We start from the raw sequence: 19327 nt of genomic DNA on the forward strand, positions 1-19327 counted from the left end.
TCACCAGTCGTGCACCGTTCCGTCGCCGAGGCGGTTGAACGGCAGGTAGGCCTGCACGTAGGGATACTTCCCCGCCTCATCGACGTCGAGATCGACGCCGATCCCGGGCAGCTCGCCGGGGTGCAGCATCCCGTCCTCCCAGGTGAACGACTGCCGGAAGACCGCGTCGGTGCGCGCGCCGTGCTTCATGTACTCCTGGATGCCGAAGTTGTGGATCGCGAGACCGAGGTGCAGCGCGGCGGCCATGCCCACCGGAGAGATGTCGGTGGGGCCGTGCATGCCGGACTTGATCTGGTACTGCGAGGCGTAGTCGAGGACCTTCTTGAGGTGCGTGATGCCGCCGGTGTGCGTGACGGCGGAGCGCACGTAGTCGATCAGCTGCTCGCGGATGATCTGCTGGTAGTCCCACACGGTGTTGAAGATCTCGCCGATCGCGAGCGGCGTGGTGGTGTGCTGGCGCACCAGGCGGAGGGCCTCCTGGTTCTCGGCGGGCGTGCAGTCCTCGAGCCAGAACAGGTCGTAGGGCTCGAGCGACTTGCCCAGCTGCGCCGCCTGGACCGGCGTCATCCGGTGATGGCCGTCGTGGAGCAGCGGCAGCTCGGGGCCGAACTCGGCCCGGACCGCCTCGAAGACGGTCGGCACGTGCCGCAGGTACGAGCGGGTGTCCCAGTCCTCCTCGTTCGGCAGGGCCCCGCGCTGCGCGGGCTCGTGGTCGTAGCGCACGCCGGTGTTCGCCTCGTACGTCGCATTGGAGGCGATGCCGTAGATCGACTTCAGGCCGGGCACTCCCGTCTGTATCCGGATCGCGCGGTATCCCTGTGCCAGGTGGCTGCGCACGGAGTCGAAGAGCTCGGGCAGATCCCTGCCCGACGCGTGCCCGTAGGCGAGCAGCCCGGTCCGCGACGCGCCGCCGAGCAGCTGGTACAGCGGCATCCCCGCGGCCTTGGCCTTCAGATCCCACAGCGCCACATCGACAGCGGCGATCGCGGCCATCGTGACGGGGCCCCGGCGCCAGTAGGCCGAGCGGTAGAGGAACTGCCAGGTGTCCTCGATGCGGTGCGCGTCCCGCCCGAGGAGCAGCGGGACGACGTGCTCCTGGAGGTAGGCGACCACGGCGAGTTCACGGCCGTTCAGCGTCGCGTCGCCGAGCCCGACGAGCCCGTCGTCGGTCGTCAGCCTCAGCGTGACGAAGTTGCGGTCGGGGCTGGTGACGATGACCTCGGCCCGGTCGATGATCATGAGCGCTCCTCGGCGAGTGCGGTGGGGTGGAAGGTGGGATCGACGGCGGCGACGATGGTCGCGGCGACGCCCGCGTCGAGCCCCGTGATGAGGTCGGCGCGCAGCTCGTCGGGTCCGCGCCCGGGCTCGATCAGGCCGGCGTCGAGGCACGCCGCCCAGTCGCGGAGCACGTCGAGCGCTGCGGTCGGGTCGCGGTCGTCGGCGAGGGCGGCGCTGAGCACCGGCACGATGCGCAGCCGCAGCTTGGTGGCGGTGTCGACCGCGATCTGCGACAGGTGGTGCGCGATCCGCGCATTCCCGAACCGCTCCGTCAGCGCGCGGCGGTAGTCGGCGGTGTCGATGTCGGCCCCGACCGCCGCCGCGGCATCTGCCCAGAACCGCTCCAGCGCCCCTCGGCAGACCGAATCGCCCATCGCGTCCGAGACCGTCGCATGCCCGCGCAGCAGGCCGCCGAACGCGAGTACCAGGTGGCCGCCGTTGAGCACCAGCAGCTTGCGGCGCTCGTACGGCTCGATGTCGTCGACGAACCGGGCGCCGGCGGACTCCCATCGCGGTCGCCCGGCGGGGAAGTCGCCGCTCAGCGTCCAGTCGGCGAACGGCTCGGTGACGACGACGCCCTCGTCGTGCCAGCCCGTCTCGCGCGCGACCTCGCGGGTGTCGGCCGGTGTCGTGCGGGGCGTGATGCGGTCGACGCTCGTCGCGACGAACGACACCTCCCACGCGGCGGCGTCCCACCCGCAGGCCGCCGCGAAGCGATCCACGGCGTCCTCGACGAGCCGGTCGTTGCGGGGGAGGTTGTCGCACGAGACGACGGCGACGGGCCCCGCGCCCTGGTCGTGACGCAGGCGCAGTCCGTGCGTCAGCCGCGCGATCGGGGTGCGCACCGTCGTGCCGCCGCTGCGGAGGGCGTCGACATCGTGCGCGACGTCGGGGTCGCCCAGATCGAGCGCGCCGGCGGCGTCGAGGTGGTAGCCGGCCTCGGTGATCGTGAGCGTGATGACGGCGGTCTGCGATGCGGCGACGAGTTCGGCGAATCGCGGCGAGGAGGCCTCGTGCACCTCGGCGATGCTGCCGGTCACCTCGAACCGGTCCGCCTCGGCGCCGCGCACCACCACCGTGTACAGGCCGTCCTGCGGAGCGAGCCGTGTCGCGACGTCGGCGCTGCGGCCGGTGAAGGCGGCGATGCCCCACTGCGCGCCGTCGACGGCACGGGCGGTGAACCACGCCTGGTGGGCACGATGGAACCCGCCGAGACCCATGTGGACGATGCGCACGGGAGGGGCCGGCAGGTCCGTGCCCGCTCGTCGCAGGGCGGCCCGGGTGAGGCGTGGCGCGGCATCCGTCATGACGTCACCGCGCTCTCCCGCGGTGCGCCGCTGCGGGTGGGCACCCGCGCGCGCAGCCACTCCAGCTGGCGCATCTGATGGATCCCCTCGCCGCCCTCGTGGCCGTTCCAGGGATAGGCGGCGACCTCGGCGCCGCCGCGCCAGTGATTGGCTGCGGCATACACGCCCGACGGGGGAGCGATCATGTCCATGAGACCTGCTCCGATCAGCGCCGGCGCCTCGGCCCGTTCGGCGAAGCTCACACCGTCGAAGTACGACAGCGTGCGGAACACGCGCTCCTCCGCGTCGCGGTGGACCGCCAGGTAGCGCGTGATCTCGGCGTGCGGCTCGGCGTCGGTGAAGCCGACGACGCGCCGCAGGTGCGACAGGATCGGCGCGGTCGGCAGTGCCCCGACGAGGCCCGACGACAGCCCGGCCGCGGCGATCGCGATCGCGCCGCCCTGGCTGTTGCCCGTCACCGCGACGCGTTCGGGGTCGACCTCGTCGAAGCCGCGGATCGCATCGACGGCTCGCACGGCGTCGGTGAAGACGCGGCGGTAGTAGTACGTCGCAGGATCCTCGATCCCGCGGGTGAGGAACCCGTTCGTCGCGGGGCCCGCCCCGTGCGGGTCGGGGGTGCTGCCCCCCGTGCCCCACGTCGAAGCCTGGCCGCGCGTGTCCACGATCAGCTGGGCGAATCCGGCCGTCGGCCAGTGCAGCCGCTCGAGGGCGAGACCGCGGCCGCGGCCGTAGCCGACGAACTCCACCACCGCGGGCAGGTTCTCCGCACCGCGCGGACGCACGAACCAGGCTCGGACCGGGTCGCCCGCGAAGCCCGGGAACACCACGTCGTCGACGTCGACCAGCTCGAGGGGACCGTCATGCCGTGTGCGGATGACGCGGTCTCCCGCGCCGCGCGCCTCGCTCAGCGTCCCCCGCCAGAACGCGTCGAAGTCGTCCGGCGCGTCCACCCGCGGACGGTAGTCCGCCAGCTCGGGCTCTGCCATGTCGAAGCGCGCCATCGTGCTCCAGCTCTCTCTCGGCCGGCCGCAACGGCCGTTCGTCTCAGGTTGTCGTCGATCCAATGAAAACGTTGACATCGGCTCACGTCAAGGCTAGCGTCACATGTATCGAAGCGGAAGACGAAACTTTCGCACCAGCATCAACACTCGGTGACACCGTCTCCGGACAGCCGCAAGGGAGCGTATGTCGGTCAACAGCAACCTCGTGATCGCGGATGCGATCGAGCTGCGCGCGGAGGAAGAGGAAGCGCGGGAGTCGGGCAGGTCGCCTGCCGGCGGACGGCGCGACCGCAAGCCACGGCGCGCACCCCGCCGCACCTGGCGCAAGGCGCTCAAGAAGGACTGGCGGCTCTACACGCTGCTCATCCTCCCCGTGGTCTTCCTGCTGATCTTCCGGTACATCCCGATGGCGGGGAACGTCATCGCGTTCCGCCGGTTCCGCCCGGGCGGCAGCATGTTCGGCGATGAGTGGGTGGGCCTGCGCTACGTCGAGCTCTTCATCAACGACCCGACGTTCTGGCGTGCGTTCGGGAACACCCTGCTGCTCGGCGGGCTCACACTCCTCATCGTCTTCCCGCTGCCGATCATCCTGGCGCTGATGTTCAACGAGTTGCGCTCGGGCGCGTTCAAGCGCATCGCCCAGTCGATCTCGTACCTGCCGCACTTCATGTCTGTCGTCATCGTGGCCGGCATGGTGCTCCAGCTGACGGCGCTGCGCGGCTCGATCAACCAGGGCATCGAGTTCCTCGGCGGCGAGCCCATACCCTTCATGCAGCTGCCGCAGTGGTTCCCGACGATCTACGTCGGGTCCGAGATCTGGCAGACCGTCGGGTGGGGCACGATCCTCTACCTCGCGGCGCTGACCACGATCGATCCGCAGCTCTACGAGGCCGCGCGCATCGACGGCGCGAATCGGTGGCGGCAGATCTGGCACGTGACGCTGCCGGGCATCCGTCCGACGATGATCGTGCTGCTCATCCTCAACATCGGGACGTTCATGGCGGTGGGCTTCGAGAAGATCCTGCTGCTCTACAACCCGCTGCTGTATCCGACGGCCGATGTCATCTCGACCTACCTGTACCGGGTCGGCATCATCTCGAGCAACTTCTCGTACGCGACCGCGATCGGTCTGTTCGAGGCGCTCATCGGCCTGACCCTGATCCTGACCGCCAACGCGATCTCGCGCCGAGCCGTGGGGACGAGCCTGTGGTGACCGAAAGCCTCCGGACCATGCCGCGCCGCATGTCCAACCGCATCTTCCGCCCGTCCAAGCAGGCCGGCATCAAGGACTCGCGCAGCTACACGGTGTTCCGCGTCGTCAATGCGACGCTGATCCTCGTCATCTGCTTCGTCACGCTCTACCCCTTCCTGAATGTGGTCGCGCAGGCGTTCAGCTCCGAGGCCTACATCAACTCGGGACAGGTGAACCTGATCCCGAAGGGCTTCAACGTGACGACGTTCGGGTACGTCATGGGCGACCCGCTCTTCTGGCGCAACTACGGGAACACGGTGCTGTACACCGTCGTGGCGACCGTGATCGCGATGGCGCTCACGACGACGTTCGCGTACGCCCTCTCCAAGAAGGACCTCAAGGGTCGCGCATTCTTCATCGGGCTCGCGGTGTTCACGATGTTCTTCAACGGCGGCCTGATCCCCAACTACATCCTGATCAACACGCTCGGTTTCAAGAACACCATCTGGGCGATCGTGATCCCCAACGCGATCAGCGTGTTCAACCTGCTCGTGATGAAGTCCTTCTTCGAGAGCTTCCCCGAAGACCTCGAAGAGGCGGCGGCCATCGACGGGCTGACGACCTACGGCATCCTCTGGAAGATCGTGCTGCCGCTGAGCAAGGCCGTCATCGCGACGATGGTGCTCTTCTACGCGGTCTCGTTCTGGAACTCGTGGTTCGCCGCGTTCCTCTATATGGACAAAGCCGAGCTGTATCCGGTCACCGTCTACCTGAGGAATCTCCTCGCGGCGGCGACGGGCACCGAGAGTCTCGGCGCGGGCAGCAGCGGGGGCGAGGCGACCCAGGTCGCCTCGAACGTCAAGGCCGTCACGATGCTCCTCACCGTGCTGCCCATCGTCTGCCTCTACCCCTTCATCCAGAAGTACTTCGTGTCCGGCGTCATGCTCGGCTCCGTCAAGCAGTGACGTCGTCCCCACCCCCAGAAAGGAAAACCCCCATGACACAGCAAGTGACGCGGAGGGCGCGCCGAAGCGCCCTCATGGCGGTCGCCGTGCTCGCGGCCGGCGGCCTCGTGCTCAGCGGCTGCGGCTCCTCCGGCGACGACGGCGGCGGCGAGACCGAGGCCGGCGAGTTCGACTTCACCGGCAAGGACGTCGGCGCGATGGAGGACTACGGCGTCGGCGACACGTTCTCGGCCACCGAGGCGGTCGAGTTCGGACTGTTCTATCGCGACCACCCGAACTACCCGCTCGACGAGAACTGGCTGATCCTCAGCGAGCTGGAGAAGAACCAGAACGTCACCTTCGACATCGTCAGCGCGCCGCTCAGCGAGTGGGATCAGCGCAAGTCGCTCGTCATCGGCGCGGGCGATGCGCCCGACATCGTGTCGGTCACGTACCCCGGTCAGGAAGTGGCGTTCGTCGCGGGCGGCGCGATCCTGCCCGCCAGCGACTTCGTGCAGTACATGCCGAACTACATGGACAAGGTCGAGAAGTGGGGCCTCGAGGCCGACCTCGACCAGCTGCGCCAGGAGGACGGCAAGTATTACCTGTTCCCCGGCTTCCGCGAGGAGCCCCGCCCGGAGTACACCTTCGCGGTGCGCTCCGACATCTGGGAGGAGCTCGGCCTCAGCCTCGAGCCCGAGACCTTCGACGACTTCCGCGACCAGCTCGAGACCGTCAAGGAGGCGTACCCCGACCTCTACCCGATGACCGACCGCTGGTCGGCGAACGGGCCGATCGAGGGCACGCTCGCCTTCGTCGCGCCGAACTTCGGCACGAGCGCCGGCTGGAACTTCAGCCAGGGCCTCACGTGGGACGGCGAGGAGTTCGTGTACACCGGCGCGACCGACGAGTACAAGGAGCTCGTGGAGTTCTACGCGTCGCTCGTCGAGGACGGGCTGCTCGACCCCGAGGCGCTCACGCAGGACGACGACCAGGCCAAGCAGAAGGTCGCCTCGGGACAGGCGCTGTCGGTCGGCACCAACAACCAGGAGATCATCGGCTACCGCCAGACGCTCGAGGAGCTCGGCACCGACGGCGAGCTCTCGCTCATCCGCGTGCCGGCCGGTCCCGCCGGTGACAACTTCCAGGCGGGCCAGCGGCTCGTGAGCGGCTTCATGCTGTCGTCCGAGGTGCAGGAGTCCGAGAACTTCCTCGCGCTGCTGCAGTTCCTCGACTGGCTGTACTACTCCGACGAGGGCCTCGAGTTCGCCAAGTGGGGCGTCGAGGGCGAGACCTACGCGAAGGAGAGCGACGGCAAGCGGGTGCTCGATGCGGACATCACCGCGATGGGCATCAACCCCGGGGCGCCTGAGAACCTCCAGGCCGACTACGGCTTCTCCAACGGCGTCTGGATGCTCGTCCACGGCTCGTCGGTCGACCTCGACCGCTCGATGCTCCCGGAGGAGGCGCTCACCTTCGTCGAGGACATGTCGACGAAGAAGATCCTCGAGCTTCCGCCGCCCGCGCCGCTGAGCGAGGTGGAGCGCGAGCAGGTCTCGCTCTACCAGTCGGCGCTCAAGGACCACGTGTACCAGAACACCGCGGCCTTCATCCTCGGTCAGCGCTCGCTCGACGAGTGGGACGCGTACGTGACCGAGCTCGACGGCATGAACATGACGCAGTATCTCGACATCGTCAACAGCGCCCAGGAGCGCTACGCCGAGAACAACGGCTGACGACGACGGATGCCGCGGCCCCGCCCCCTCGACGGCGCGGGGCCGCGGCATCCCCATTCCGGACATCCCACCCCGACCCCTTTGGAGACGTGACGTGACCCTCCCGGCCCTCGACAAGATCCCGTACGGCGGCGACTACAACCCCGAGCAGTGGGGGGACGCCGTGTGGGACGAGGACTACCGCGCGTTCGATCTCGCGCGCATCGACCTGCTGACCGTCGGGGTGTTCACGTGGTCGCTGACCCAGCCCGACGAGGACACCTATGACCTGTCGACGCTGGAGCGCATCCTCGACCGCGCGCACGCCGAAGGCAGGAAGGTCTGCCTGGCGACCGGCACCGCGGCCGTTCCGCCCTGGCTCGCCCACCGCTACCCCGAGGTCTGCCGCACCGACTTCGAGGGCCGCCGCCACCTCTACGGCGTCCGCCACAACGCGTGCGCCTCGTCGCCCGCCTACCGTCGGCTCTCCGTCGCGGTGGCCTCCCGCATCGCGGAGCGCTTCGCGGGACATCCGGCGGTGGTGGCCTGGCATGTCAACAACGAGTACGGCGGCCAGTGCTACTGCGACCTGTGCGCGGCGGAGTTCCGTCTCTGGCTGCGTGAGCGACACGGGTCGCTCGACCGGCTCAACGAGGCGTGGAACACCGACTTCTGGTCGCACCGGTTCACGGACTGGGAGCAGATCGTGCCGCCGAACATGCTCTCGGAGCACTGGCGCGGTCCGAACCACACGGCTTTCCAGGGGATCACCCTGGACTACCTGCGGTTCAACACCGACAACATCCTGCGGTCGTTCCGCGAGGAGAAGGAGGCGATCCGGGCCCACTCCGACCTGCCGGTGACCACCAACATGATGGCGATCTACCGCCACCTCGACTACCACCGGTGGGCGCCGCACCTGGACTTCGCCTCGTGGGACAACTACCCGACCGACGGCTCGCCGGTCTCGCGCATGGCGCTGTCGCACTCGCTGATGCGCGGCCTGAAGGACGGCCAGCCGTTCTGGCTCATGGAGCAGACGCCGACCATGACCGCGACGCGCAACTACAACCCGGTGAAGCGCCCGGGGCAGATGCGGCTCTGGTCGTGGCAGGCCGTCGCCCACGGCTCGGACTCGGTGCTCTTCTTCCAGATGCGCCACAGCAGAGGTGCCTCGGAGAAGTACCACGGCGCAGTGCTCAATCACGCCGGTCGCACCGACACGCGCGCGTTCGCCGAGGTGGCCACGCTGGGTGCCGAGCTCGAGAAAGTCGGCGATCGGCTGCTCGGGGGCCGCACACCGGCGCGCGTGGCGCTGCTGTTCGACTGGGACTCGTGGTGGGCGCTGGAGATGTCGGACGGCTACAGCCGCGCGGTCGGGTACGAGGCGCAGCTGGTGTCGTACTACGAGGCGCTGTGGCAGGCCGGGGCCGTCGTGGACGTCGTGGCGGCCACCGCCGACCTGTCGGGCTACGACGTGGTGTTCGCGCCGTTCCTCCACATGCTGAAGGGGGATGTCGCCGCCCGGCTGGACGGCGTCGCCCGCCGCGGCGGCACCGTCGTGACGACCGTGATGTCGGGCCGCGTCGACGAGGACGACAACGCCTTCCTGATGGACGTGCCCGGCCCGCTGGGGGAGCTCTGCGGTGTGCGCGTCGACGAGACCGACTCGCTGCCGCCGGAGCAGGTCAACGAGGTGGCGCTGCTGCTGCCGGGCGAACCCGAGCTGCGCGTCCCCGCGCACCACGTCTTCGACCTCGTGATCCCGCAGGGCGCGCAGCCCGTCGGCTTCTACACCACGGACTTCTACGACGGCACGCCCGCGGTGACGCGCAACGACGTCGGCGAGGGGAGCGCCTGGTACGTCGGCAGCGTCCTCGCGCAGGAGGGCGTCGACTGGGTCGTGCGCCACGCGCTCGCCGAGCGCGGCTGCCTGGGCGCGTTCGCGGACGTGCGCGACCTCGAGCACACGAGCCGCGTGGTGGACGGCCGGCGCTACGAGTTCCTGCTGAACCACGGCGCCGAGGCGGTGCGGGTGACCTCGCCGTGGGACGGCGTCGATCTGCTCACGGGGCGCGCGGTCGCCGCGGGAGGTCCGCTCGCGGTGCCGGCGACCGGGGTCGTCGTCGTCGAGACGGCGGATGGTGCGGTCTCGTGAGCGACTCCCGTCCGGGCAGGATGGATCACATGACACGAGAGGCGGGGGCCCCCGATCCGCGGCGCGGAATCCTCGGCCGGGCCACCGGGGTCGTGTACTGGTTCCTGCTCGTGGAGGCGTGCTTCCTGCTCGCTGCGGCGCCGGCCTTCCTCGGCCTGCTGCTGCTCGAGCGCGATGCCAGCAACCTGCCGCTCTACGCCCTGTGCCTCGTCCCCGTCGGCCCCGCCTTCTCGGCGGCGATGTCGACGATCGCGGCGCGCTCGGACGAGCTCACCGTGTGGCCGCACTTCTGGAAGGCGTACGTACGCAACGTCGTGGACGTGCTGTGGGTGTGGGTGCCGGCGCTCGCCCTCGCGACGGTGCTGGGCATCACGATCGCCTACGGCGCGGCCGTCGGCGTCGACGGGTTCTTCGTCGTGGCCGCGATCGTCTTCGTGGTGATCCTCGCGCTCTGGACCGCGAACGCGCTCGTCATCGCATCGTTCTTCTCGTTCCGTGCGCGCGACATCGCGCGCCTCGCGCTCTACTACCTGGCGGCGCGCCCGCTGGTCACCCTGGGCGCCTTCTCTTACCTGCTCATCGCCGCCGCGATCGTCACGTTCACGTCGGACTGGGTGCTCGCGCTCCTCGGGGTGTTCTTCGCGGCGTTCGCGGTGATCAACGCGAAAGCCATGACCGCCGACATCCGCGCACGCTTCGTCACTCCCGAGGGCTGACACCGCGGCCCGGCCGCCGAGCGTGGGCGGCGCCACGACATCCGCCCGCCCCGCCCCGCGCCGTCCGCCGCCCCGGCTCAGTAGATCGTGCGGCCGTGCGCGTCGGGCACGCCCGACTTGCGCCAGAAGTACGTGTTGATCTGGTCGCGCCACTCGGTCGCCGACCGCAGCTGCTCGGCGAACCGCTCGCGGCCGCGGTACCACACGTCCGCGGGCACCAGCCCGTTCAGCGCGTCCCACGCCTCCGCCATCTCGGCCGCGCGCTCGACGCCGGCGAAATGGGTGTCGTAGATGTGCTGGATCACCGTCGTGCCGCTGTGCAGCCGGTGCGTGTACGGCACGTGATGGAAGAAGAGGATGAGCTCGTCCGGCACCGTGTCGAGCGACTCGTAGGTCGACCGCCACGGCTCGGGGTACTGCCCCGCGTAGCCCGTGCCCGTCGCGACGGTGCGGTCGACGCCGATGCCGTCCCGGTCGGCGAAGTGATACGTGCCCCACTGCGAGTACTCGTACCCGTCGACGTCGGGCCCGTAGTGCCGGTTGAGGGGGCTGACCATGAAGCAGACCCCGAGCGGGGCGGTGTACGACTCGTACGTTCGCCACGAATCGTCGAGGAGCGAGCGGATGCCGCGGCCCAGCGCCTGGTCGGATCCGAAGGTTAGCGCGATCCACTCGTCGAGGATCTCCCCGGCGTCCCGCGTCGAGTCCCACGCCAGGCGTCCGTAGGCGTAGAGGTTCGCCTGGGCGAGCGGGTGCCCCGTCCAGAAGCGGTCGTCGCCGATGTTCGCGACCGCCGCCACGCCGCCCCGGACGACGTCCGAGAGCGCCGGACCGTCGTCGCCGCGCGGCCGCCACGAGAGGATCTCGCTCCACTGCGTGCCCAGGTAGACCGCGTGCTGCTGCTGACCGGTGTATTCCTGCGTGACCTGCAGCTCGAGCGCGACGCGCGTGCGGGTCATCGCGGGAATCGTGGGCGACACGGGTTCGCGGGTCTGGAAGTCCAGGGGCCCGTACTTGACCTGCAGGATCACGTTGTCGTCGAAGCGCCCGTCCAGCGGCGCGAACGTGTCGTGCGCCGCGCGCGCCCGGTCGGTCTTGCGGTCGCGCCAATCCTGCCGGTGGTTGTAGACGAAGGCGCGCCAGTGCACGAGGCCGCCGAAGGGTGCCAGTGCACGCGCGAGCATGTTGGCACCGTCGGCGTGGTCGCGGCCGTACGCGTACGGCCCGGGCTGCCCCTCCGAGTCGGCCTTCACGAGGAAGCCGCCGAAGTCGGGGATCCGGTCGTACACGCGTGCAGTCGCCCGGCGCCACCACTCCTGCACCCCGGGGTCGAGGGGATCGGAGGTCTCGAGGTCGCCGAGCGTCAGCGGCGACGCGAAGTTCACCGAGAGGTGCGCGCGGATGCCCCATGGGCGGAAGATCGCGGCGAGCTTCTCGACCGACCCGAGGTCGTCGGTGAGCAGCCGCGCCTCTCGGCGCCCGACGTTGACGTTGTTGATCGTCACGCGGTTGATGCCGATCGACGCCAGCAGTCGCGCGTAGCGCTCCACGCGCGCCAGGTCCTCGCGCAGCTCGCCGTCGTCGTAGAAGATCGATCCGCCGGCGTAGCCGCGCTCGACCTGGCCCATGTGCGGATGCACGGCGACGTTGTCCCAGTGGTCGAGCATGCGCAGGCGGTGCTGCGGCACCTGCCGCTCCGTCGTGTCGGCGAGGGGGCCGCGCGCGAGCGCGCGCACGAGGGCGAACCAGCCGTACAGTGCGCCGTGCGGTCCGCCGTACGCCACGATCGCGCGTCCGTCGCGGGCGGCCAGGACGAATCCCTCGTCACCGAGGTCGTCCAGCGGAAGGGATCCGCTCCAGAGAACGGATGCCGCGTCCGCCGGCATGACGAGCACGTCGGCGTCTGCGGCGTCATCGGCGGGCAGGGCGCCGGCCGCCTCGGCTTCTCGCCGAACCGTGTCGAGCAGCACGCCCTCGCCCGTGATCAGGGCGGCGAGTCCCTGCAGCGCGGCGGTGGCGGCGAGCGGCAGCCACATCGGGTGCTCTTCGGTCATGGTTCGTGTCTCCTCACCAGTCATGGACGGTCCCGTCGACGAGGCGCGCCATGGGCAGGTAGGCGGGCTCGTAGGGGAAGCGCGCGGCTGCGTCGTCGTCATACTCGACGCCCAGCCCAGGGGCGTCGCCCGGGTGCATCGCGCCGTCGTCCCACGTGTAGCTGGTTCGGAACACCTCGTGGGCGAGCCCGTCGTGCGCCATGTGCTCCTGGATGCCGAAATTGTGGATCGCGAGGTCGAGGTGCAGCGCCGCCGCCATGCCGACGGGAGAGATGTCGGTGGGCCCGTGGCTGCCGGAGCGGATCTGGTACTGCCCGGCGAACTCGAAGATCCGCTTGAGGTGGGTGATGCCGCCTGAGTGCGTCACCGACGCGCGGACGTAGTCGATCAGCTGCTCCTGCACGAGCGTGCGGAAGTCCCACACCGAGTTCAGCACCTCGCCGATCGCGAGGGGAGTCGTGCTGTGCTGTCGCACCATCCGCAGCGACTCCTGGTTCTCCACCGGGGTCACGTCTTCGAGCCAGAACAGGTCGTACGGCTCGAGGTCCTTCGCGAGCCGCGCCGCCTGGACGGGAGTGAGCCGGTGATGGGCGTCGTGCAGCAGCATGACCTCGGGGCCGAACTCGGCCCGTGCCCACTCGAACATCGTGGGCAGGTAGCGCAGATACCGGCTCGAATCCCAGCCCTCCTCCACGTGCAGGCCGGCCCGCTTGGCGGGCTCGTACGTGTAGCGACCGCCGCTGGCGCGCGCCGACGAGATCCCGTAGCCGCCGCCCATGCCGGGGATCGCGACCTGCAGGCGGATCGCCTTGTACCCCTCTTCGATGCGCGCGTGCACGGAGTCGGCGAGGTCGTCGAGGTCCGCGCCCGAGGCGTGTGCGTACACGAGCGCGCCCGTGCGCGAGGCGCCGCCGAGCAGCTGGTACACCGGGAGGCCGGTGAGCTTGCCCTTGATGTCCCACAGCGCCATGTCGACCGCGGCGATCGCGCTCATGGTGACCGGACCGCGGCGCCAGTACGCGGAGCGATAGAGGAGCTGCCAGGTGTCCTCGATGCGGTGGGCGTCGCGACCGATGAGGAGCGGCGCCACGTGGTCCCGGAGGTAGGACGCGACGGCGAGCTCGCGCCCGTTGAGGGTGGCGTCGCCCAGCCCGACGATGCCGTCCTCCGTCGTGAGCCGGAGCGTCACGAAGTTGCGCGACGGGCTCGCGACCAGAACCTCGGCGGAGCGGATCCGCACGCCGGTCATGCGTCGCCCCGCGGCGACGGATAGCTCTCGCGGGGAAGCCGGTACGCGAGGTCGATCGCCGATTCCACGGCCTCGTCGAGATCCAGCCGGTGCTCGGCGACCAGGCGTGCGAGGTAGCCGGCGTCGATGCGCCGTGCGAGGTCGTGCCGCGCCGGGATCGAGCAGAACGCGCGCGTGTCGTCGACGAACCCGCTCGTGTTCCGCAGTCCGGCGGTGTCGACGACGGCCTCGCGGAAGCGGCGCATGGCGTCCGGCGAGTCGAGGAACCACCACGGCGCGCCCAGGCGCAGCGCGGGGTAGACGCCCGCGAGCGGTGCCAGCTCGCGGGAGTACGTGGTCTCGTCGACGGTGAAGGCGATCAGATGGAAGCGGGGATGGTGGCCGAACGCCTCCAGCAGGGGACGCAACGCGCGGGTGAACTCGGCGCCGACGGGGATGTCGTAGCCGAGATCGTGGCCGTGGCGGACCGCCACCCCGCGGTCGTGGTCGCGGAGGACGCCCGGGTGCAGCTGCATCACGAGGCCGTCGTCAGCCGACATCTCGCCCATCCGGAAGAGCATGTCGGCCGTGAAGGAGGCCGCTTCGGCGGCGCCGAGCTCGCTGCGGCGCGCCCGGTCGAACAGCCGCCGCGCGTCGGCGCGGTCGAGCGGGGTGGTGTCGGCGCTGAGGTGGCCGTGGTCGGTGGCGCGCGCGCCCGCGGCGATGAAGACGCGGCGCCGCTCGCGCAGCGCGGCGAGGAACCCGTCGTAGTCGTGGGCGTCGATGCCCGCCCGTTCGCTCAACTCGGCGAGCTGCCGGCTCCAGTCCGGTCGTGCCGGCTCGAGCAGCGGATCGGGGCGGAAGGTGGGGACGACGCGCTCACCCCAGCCGTCGGCGGCGAGACGTGCGTGCGACGAGAGCGGGGAGGTCGCGGCATCCGTCGTCGCCATCACCTCGAGGCCGAACCGCTCGAACAGCGCCCGCGGACGGTACTCCGGGCGTGCGAGCCGCTCCGCCACGTGGTCGTAGAGGGCGTCGGCCGTCTCGGGCGAGGGCGGCGCGGGCGCCTCGAACACCTCGACCAGGACGTGCTCGAGCCAGTACCTCGTCGGCGTACCGCGGAACGCCGGCCAGCCCGCGCAGAAGCGGTGCCAGATGACGCGGGGGTCGCGCTCGACGTCCCCGATGCCGGCGCCGAGGTCCGCGGCCGACCGCACGCCCGAGTCGCGCACGGGTCCGGGGGAGGTCGCCTGCGACACCAGCATGCGCACCAGGTAGTGGTCGGGCGTGATCAGCAGCGCGGACGGATCGGTGAACGGCGTGTCGTCGGCGAGCATGTCGACGTCGACGTGCCCGTGCATCGAGACGATGGGGAGCCGCTCCGTCGCATCGAGGATCCGGCGGGCGAGCGGGCGTGCGACGGGATCGGCGGGGAGCGCACGATCCGGATGCAGCGACCAGCCGTCGGGGGTCCCGGAAACGGCAGGTGTCATCGATGCACTCCTTTGTGTGTAAACGTTATTACTCTAGTGTTCATCACGATTTCCCGGCGCCGCTCGGCGAGAATGGGTCCGGTTCCGACATGGGGGGACGCGCTATGGTGACCGTCCACGACGTCGCGGCGCGCTCCGGCGTCTCGATCGCGACCGTCTCGCGCACGCTGCGCGAACCGCACCGCGTGTCGGACGACACGCGGGACCGCGTGCTCGCCGCGGTCGACGAGCTGGGCTACCGGCCCAATCGCGCCGCCAGCAGCCTCCGGCGCGGCCGCACTGGGGTGGTCGCGCTCGTCGTGCCCGACATCGAGAACCCCTACTTCGCGTCGATGACCAAGGGTGCTCAGGTGGTGTGCCGCGAGCGGGGCTACGGGCTCGTCGTCGTCGACACGACCGAGCGCGCCGACGTCGAGGACGAGGAGGTCCGCGCCCTGCGGTCGCAGATCGACGGTCTGATCCTCGCCTCTTCGCGCCTGACGGACGACCGGCTGGCCGAGATCGCGCAGGCGACGACGTGCGTCCTCATCAACCGCGACCTCGGTGATCGAGCGCCGACCACGCCCACCGTCACGATCGACGAGGACGCCGCGGCGCGCCAAGCCGTGGAGCATCTCTACGGGCTGGGGCACCGGCGGCTGACGTACGTCGGTGGCCCGGTGCGCTCGTGGTCGCAGGCGCGGCGTGCGCTCGGCATCACGACGGCCGCTGCCCGGCTCGAGGGTCTGGAGCTCGTCGAAATCGCCGACTGCGTTCCCACGTCCGACGGCGGCCGAGCCGTCGCCGCCGACGTGCTCGCCACGGGCGCGACCGGCGTCATCGCCTACAACGACTTCGTGGCGCTCGGCCTGCTCGCGCAGTGGACCGAGGCCGGCGTCCGCGTCCCCGACGAGGTGAGCCTCGTCGGCTTCGACGACACCTACGTCACGGGCCTGGTGACCCCGCCGCTCACCAGCGTCGGCGCCGATCTGCGCGAGCTCGGCGACGCGGCCATCGGGCTGCTCATCGACCGCATCGACGGGGCGGAGTCGTCGCCCGAGTCGCTCCATCGATCGGTTCATCCGACGCTCGCGGTGCGTTCGTCGACCGCGGCGCCCCGCTCGGGCGACTGAGGCGCGCGCACCCCGGCGTCCGCGCCCGCGGTCCCTGTCGACGTCCCGGCGTCGGCGCCTGCACTCGTTGTCGACGCCCCGGCGTCCGCGCCGGCGGCGGTCTCTTCACGCGCGCGCGCGACGGCTTCGTCGATGCGGCGCTGCACGTCGGCGCGCGAGCGGCGACGCAGCCGGATCGCCAGCGCGACGGCCGCCGCCAGGAGCAGCAGCAGCGCGAGCTGCGCCCACGGCACCGTCACCACGGTGAAGGACGAGGTCGAGGACTCGGGGGCGACGACGTCGTCTTCGCCCACGACGAGGGGATCGACGGTGATCCCGCCGAGGGCGACGAAGAGCGGCCAGACCTCGAGGCGCTCGGCGGACGGCGTCGTCTGGCCCGGCAGCACCTCGCGGATCTGGGCGGTTGCGTCCGCCGGGGCGAGCCCGAACGGACCCGTCACCGTGGTGCGGGTGTCGGCGCCGAGGCGCACATTGCCCGAGTTCTCGAGCCGATGCTCGATGCGCAGGATCCCCGGTGCGAACGGGTTCCACGAAGGCTCGTACGTCGCCGACACGAGCGTCGGCGCGATCGCGGCGACGACGTCGCCGCCGACGCGCAGGTGTGCGCGGACGCCGACGCGGTTGGCCATCTGGACGGGCCCGTCTCCCTCCGGCACGAACTGCGCCACGACGCCGGCCGGGTGGTCGCCGGGGGTGGCGTCGGCCGGCACCGCGATGGTCAGCGGGATGGTGAGGGACGACTCGGGCTGCACCTCGACGGTGAGGACTCCGCCGTCGGCCGAGCCGCTCTCCACGGCGCCGACGGTGATCCAGGCGCCGCCGTCGACCGGCGTCTCGCCGGGCGGCAGCAGGTCGAAGTCGCCGCTCGCGCCGACGATGCCGTCGCTCGCGTAGACGTCGAACGTCGCCGGGTGCGCGCTGAAGTTCGTGAGGGTGACGAAGTCGTCGACGCTCTGGCCGGCGTCGATCACGTGCCGCAGCGAGACGCGGGAGTCCGGGCCCTCGGCGGTGGCAGGCGTGAGAGACCACGTGGTCTCGGGTGCGGCGTCGTCCGCGTGCGCGGGCGCGGCCGAAGCGACGAGCAGGGCCGCCGCCACGGTGACGACGACGGTGCGGGAAAGCGGATGGGGGACATTCATCGCGTGTTCCTCTGTGGATGGGGTGCGGCCGGCCGGGTGCCCCCGGCCGGCCGCGGGTGTCGGGCGCCCGATCAGTCCTCGGGGAAGAGGGTGATCGCGAGGGTGCCCTTGTAGGTGCCGGGTGCGGTGTCCACCGGCACCTCGAGCGAGAGGTCGGCGCCCAGTTCCGTGGAACCGAAGCGTCCCTCCCCGGTCGCCTCGCCGAGCAGGTGCGGGTCGGCCAGACCCTCACCGCCCGCGAGGAGAGTGGCGACCGCGGCCCCCGCCGTGACGCCGCTGCGCGGTGTCGCGAGCCTGGGGTTCCAGCCGAGGTGCCCCGCATCCAGCACAGTCGTGCCCGCCGTGAAGTCGGACGACTGGCCCGAGACCGACCAGCCGCCGCTGCCAGCCTGATCGGCGTTGCGCGAGTCGGTGACCGTCACGGCCGGGAGCGCACCCGTGAACCGCAGGCGGTCCCCGGCGTTGCCGGCCTCGGACAGCACGACGCCGTCGCCGTAGTCCGCCACTGTCAGCGACAGCGAACCGGGCTCGGTGGGCTCGGGCACGGTGGCCTCGATCGGGATGCCGGTCCCTTCGCCGCCCGGCTCGACCACCAGGGTCACGAGCGAGCGGGCGGGGAGGACCAGGTCGGTCTTCCCGTCCACGGTGGTGGCGATCCCGTCGACCGCGGCCAGCTGGTGGGTCTGGTCGTTCAGGTAGGCGGTCGGCTGCGCGTCCAGGTCGATGTCGGTGGTGACGGGTGCGGTGCCGCTGTTGAGGAGCTGCACCACTCGCGAGCCGTCGGCGTTGTCGAACGCCGCCACCTTGAGTCCGGGGATGGCGTGCACGGCGTCGAACCGCACCGCGTCCGGCCGCACGAAGCGGCTGAAGGCGGCCATGCCGTACAGGCGCGACGAGACCTGGTAGGTGTCGTTGTCGACGTCGACCACCATGAGCGAGACGGATCCGCCCTGGCTGACGCCCAGCCACCACAGATAGCCGGTGACGTTGGCCTTCGTGAGTGCGTCCATCATGTGGTCGGCCATCTGGAGGCCGTCCGTCTGGAGCGGGCTCGCACTGTCCCAGTTCGCGTTGAACGTCCCGCTGGACGACGAGGCCCATTCCGACATCCAGAGCGACCCGTCCGTCTCGTACGGCGAGTCCGAGCGGCTGGCGTACGAGTGCGCGGTGAGTGTGTCGACCCACTGGCTGGCCTCCGAGTCGCCCCGGATCGCCGCGTGGTAGTTCTTGCCCTGGTTCCAGCCGAACGACTCGCAGCAGAGCACGTCGTAGCCTGCGGCATCCGCGATGGGTCCGAACTTCTTGGTGAACTCGACCGCCTGCGTCGGAGTGAACCGCATCGACTCGTAGCTCGAGGTGTAGTCCGGCTCGTTCGTGAAGGCCAGGCCGTCGATCTCGACGCCTTCCTGCTTGTAGAAGTCCGCCCACGCCACGAGGTAGTCGGCGTAGGCCTTCGTCCAGTCGCCGCTGGCGCAGTTCGTACCCGACAGGCCGCACAGCACGCCGCCGGAAGCGGCGTTGCCGTTGGTCTTCATGTACCCCGGCGCCGTCCACGCGTTGCCGTAGATGTACTCGACGCCGGCCGCTTCGGCGGCCTGCGCGAACCACACCTGCCCGTTGTCGTAGCCGTCCCACTGGTAGTTCGGCTCCGCGGCCGGGCCGCCCGGGTCGGTCGGCTGAATTGAGAGCATCCAGTCGTACGGCGGCGTCGACTGCCCGCCGATGCCGAGGCGGAGGATGGACGGGTCGACTCCCGAGTCGCCGAGCAGCAGCTCGACGGCCTCGGCCTTCTTCTCGTCCGAGAGCAGGTTGAGCCGGTGCGTCCGCTGGAAGGCGGCCGAGTAGCCGAAGCCGTCGATCGTCTGCTGGGCGCTCTCGGGCTGCAGGTCGATCCCGGTGATGACGTCGGCCGAGGCAGCGGGGGCAGCGGCCAAGCCGGCGCCCACCAGGCCTGCGGCCGCGAGTAACGACAGTGTCTTTCTCACAGTTC

General features: G+C 70.5%; 14 protein-coding genes. 6 read left to right on the forward strand and 8 right to left on the reverse strand.

The window, feature by feature from the left end:
* Genes manD (IM770_RS13630) through IM770_RS13640 form a run of 3 tightly spaced genes read right to left on the reverse strand, consistent with a single transcriptional unit; the run spans position 1 to position 3586 of the window.
* Entirely contained in the window at positions 1-1239 is a 1239-nt protein-coding gene (manD, locus tag IM770_RS13630) for a D-mannonate dehydratase ManD (RefSeq protein WP_203581701.1), read from the reverse strand.
* Positions 1236-2585 carry a mannitol dehydrogenase family protein gene (locus tag IM770_RS13635; protein ID WP_203581702.1) on the reverse strand — a complete coding sequence of 450 codons (1350 nt, stop codon included), beginning with the start codon at positions 2583-2585 and terminating at the stop codon, positions 1236-1238. The genes manD (IM770_RS13630) and IM770_RS13635 overlap by 4 nt, the downstream gene beginning before the upstream one ends.
* Entirely contained in the window at positions 2582-3586 is a 1005-nt protein-coding gene (locus tag IM770_RS13640; protein ID WP_203581703.1) for an acetylxylan esterase, read from the reverse strand. Before IM770_RS13640 ends, IM770_RS13635 begins: the two co-directional genes overlap by 4 nt.
* 184 nt (positions 3587-3770) lie before the next feature.
* Here IM770_RS13640 and IM770_RS13645 point away from each other — a divergent pair, with 184 nt between their 5' ends.
* The 5 genes from IM770_RS13645 to IM770_RS13665 all read left to right on the forward strand — a co-directional run bounded on the left by IM770_RS13645 (position 3771) and on the right by IM770_RS13665 (position 10311).
* Positions 3771-4799 (forward strand): ABC transporter permease, encoded by a 1029-nt coding sequence (locus IM770_RS13645; protein ID WP_203581704.1) that lies wholly within the window; start codon positions 3771-3773, stop codon positions 4797-4799.
* A gap of 17 nt (positions 4800-4816) precedes the next feature.
* Complete coding sequence (locus tag IM770_RS13650) at positions 4817-5743, forward strand: carbohydrate ABC transporter permease (RefSeq protein ID WP_203581705.1); 927 nt, start codon at positions 4817-4819, stop codon at positions 5741-5743.
* A gap of 32 nt (positions 5744-5775) precedes the next feature.
* Positions 5776-7458 (forward strand): ABC transporter substrate-binding protein, encoded by a 1683-nt coding sequence (locus IM770_RS13655; protein WP_203581706.1) that lies wholly within the window; start codon positions 5776-5778, stop codon positions 7456-7458.
* A gap of 94 nt (positions 7459-7552) precedes the next feature.
* Complete coding sequence (locus IM770_RS13660; RefSeq protein ID WP_203581707.1) at positions 7553-9595, forward strand: beta-galactosidase; 2043 nt, start codon at positions 7553-7555, stop codon at positions 9593-9595.
* Between the two features lie 29 nt (positions 9596-9624).
* A complete protein-coding gene (locus IM770_RS13665; RefSeq protein WP_203581708.1) occupies positions 9625-10311 on the forward strand; it encodes a glycosyltransferase in 687 nt (228 codons plus the stop codon).
* A gap of 77 nt (positions 10312-10388) precedes the next feature.
* On the opposite strand, the gene IM770_RS13670 is transcribed toward IM770_RS13665, so the two are convergent.
* From IM770_RS13670 to uxaC, 3 genes are read right to left on the reverse strand one after another with little or no spacing between them, the layout of a single operon-like run.
* Positions 10389-12365 (reverse strand): alpha-glucuronidase, encoded by a 1977-nt coding sequence (locus IM770_RS13670; protein WP_203581709.1) that lies wholly within the window; start codon positions 12363-12365, stop codon positions 10389-10391.
* A 13-nt stretch (positions 12366-12378) separates the two neighbouring features.
* A complete protein-coding gene (gene manD / locus IM770_RS13675; protein WP_203581812.1) occupies positions 12379-13605 on the reverse strand; it encodes a D-mannonate dehydratase ManD in 1227 nt (408 codons plus the stop codon).
* 5 nt (positions 13606-13610) lie between these two features.
* The gene (uxaC, locus tag IM770_RS13680) at positions 13611-15086 is read right to left on the reverse strand and encodes a glucuronate isomerase (RefSeq protein WP_203581710.1); all 1476 of its coding nucleotides are present in this window, start codon (positions 15084-15086) and stop codon (positions 13611-13613) included.
* A gap of 104 nt (positions 15087-15190) precedes the next feature.
* On the opposite strand from uxaC, the gene IM770_RS13685 reads away from it, so the two are divergent.
* Positions 15191-16198 carry a LacI family DNA-binding transcriptional regulator gene (locus IM770_RS13685; protein WP_203581711.1) on the forward strand — a complete coding sequence of 336 codons (1008 nt, stop codon included), beginning with the start codon at positions 15191-15193 and terminating at the stop codon, positions 16196-16198.
* Here IM770_RS13685 and IM770_RS13690 read toward each other — a convergent pair.
* Both IM770_RS13690 and IM770_RS13695 read right to left on the reverse strand, forming a co-directional pair.
* A complete protein-coding gene (locus IM770_RS13690; RefSeq protein WP_203581712.1) occupies positions 16144-17337 on the reverse strand; it encodes a hypothetical protein in 1194 nt (397 codons plus the stop codon). The genes IM770_RS13685 and IM770_RS13690 overlap by 55 nt on opposite strands.
* Before the next feature lie 71 nt (positions 17338-17408).
* Positions 17409-19322: a glycoside hydrolase gene (locus tag IM770_RS13695; protein WP_203581713.1), complete on the reverse strand. Its 1914-nt coding sequence runs from the start codon at positions 19320-19322 to the stop codon at positions 17409-17411.
* Positions 19323-19327: the final 5 nt, after the last annotated feature.

Origin of the sequence: Microbacterium hibisci (assembly GCF_015278255.1) — a bacterium.
In the GTDB taxonomy this organism is placed as follows: Bacteria; Actinomycetota; Actinomycetes; order Actinomycetales; family Microbacteriaceae; genus Microbacterium; species Microbacterium hibisci.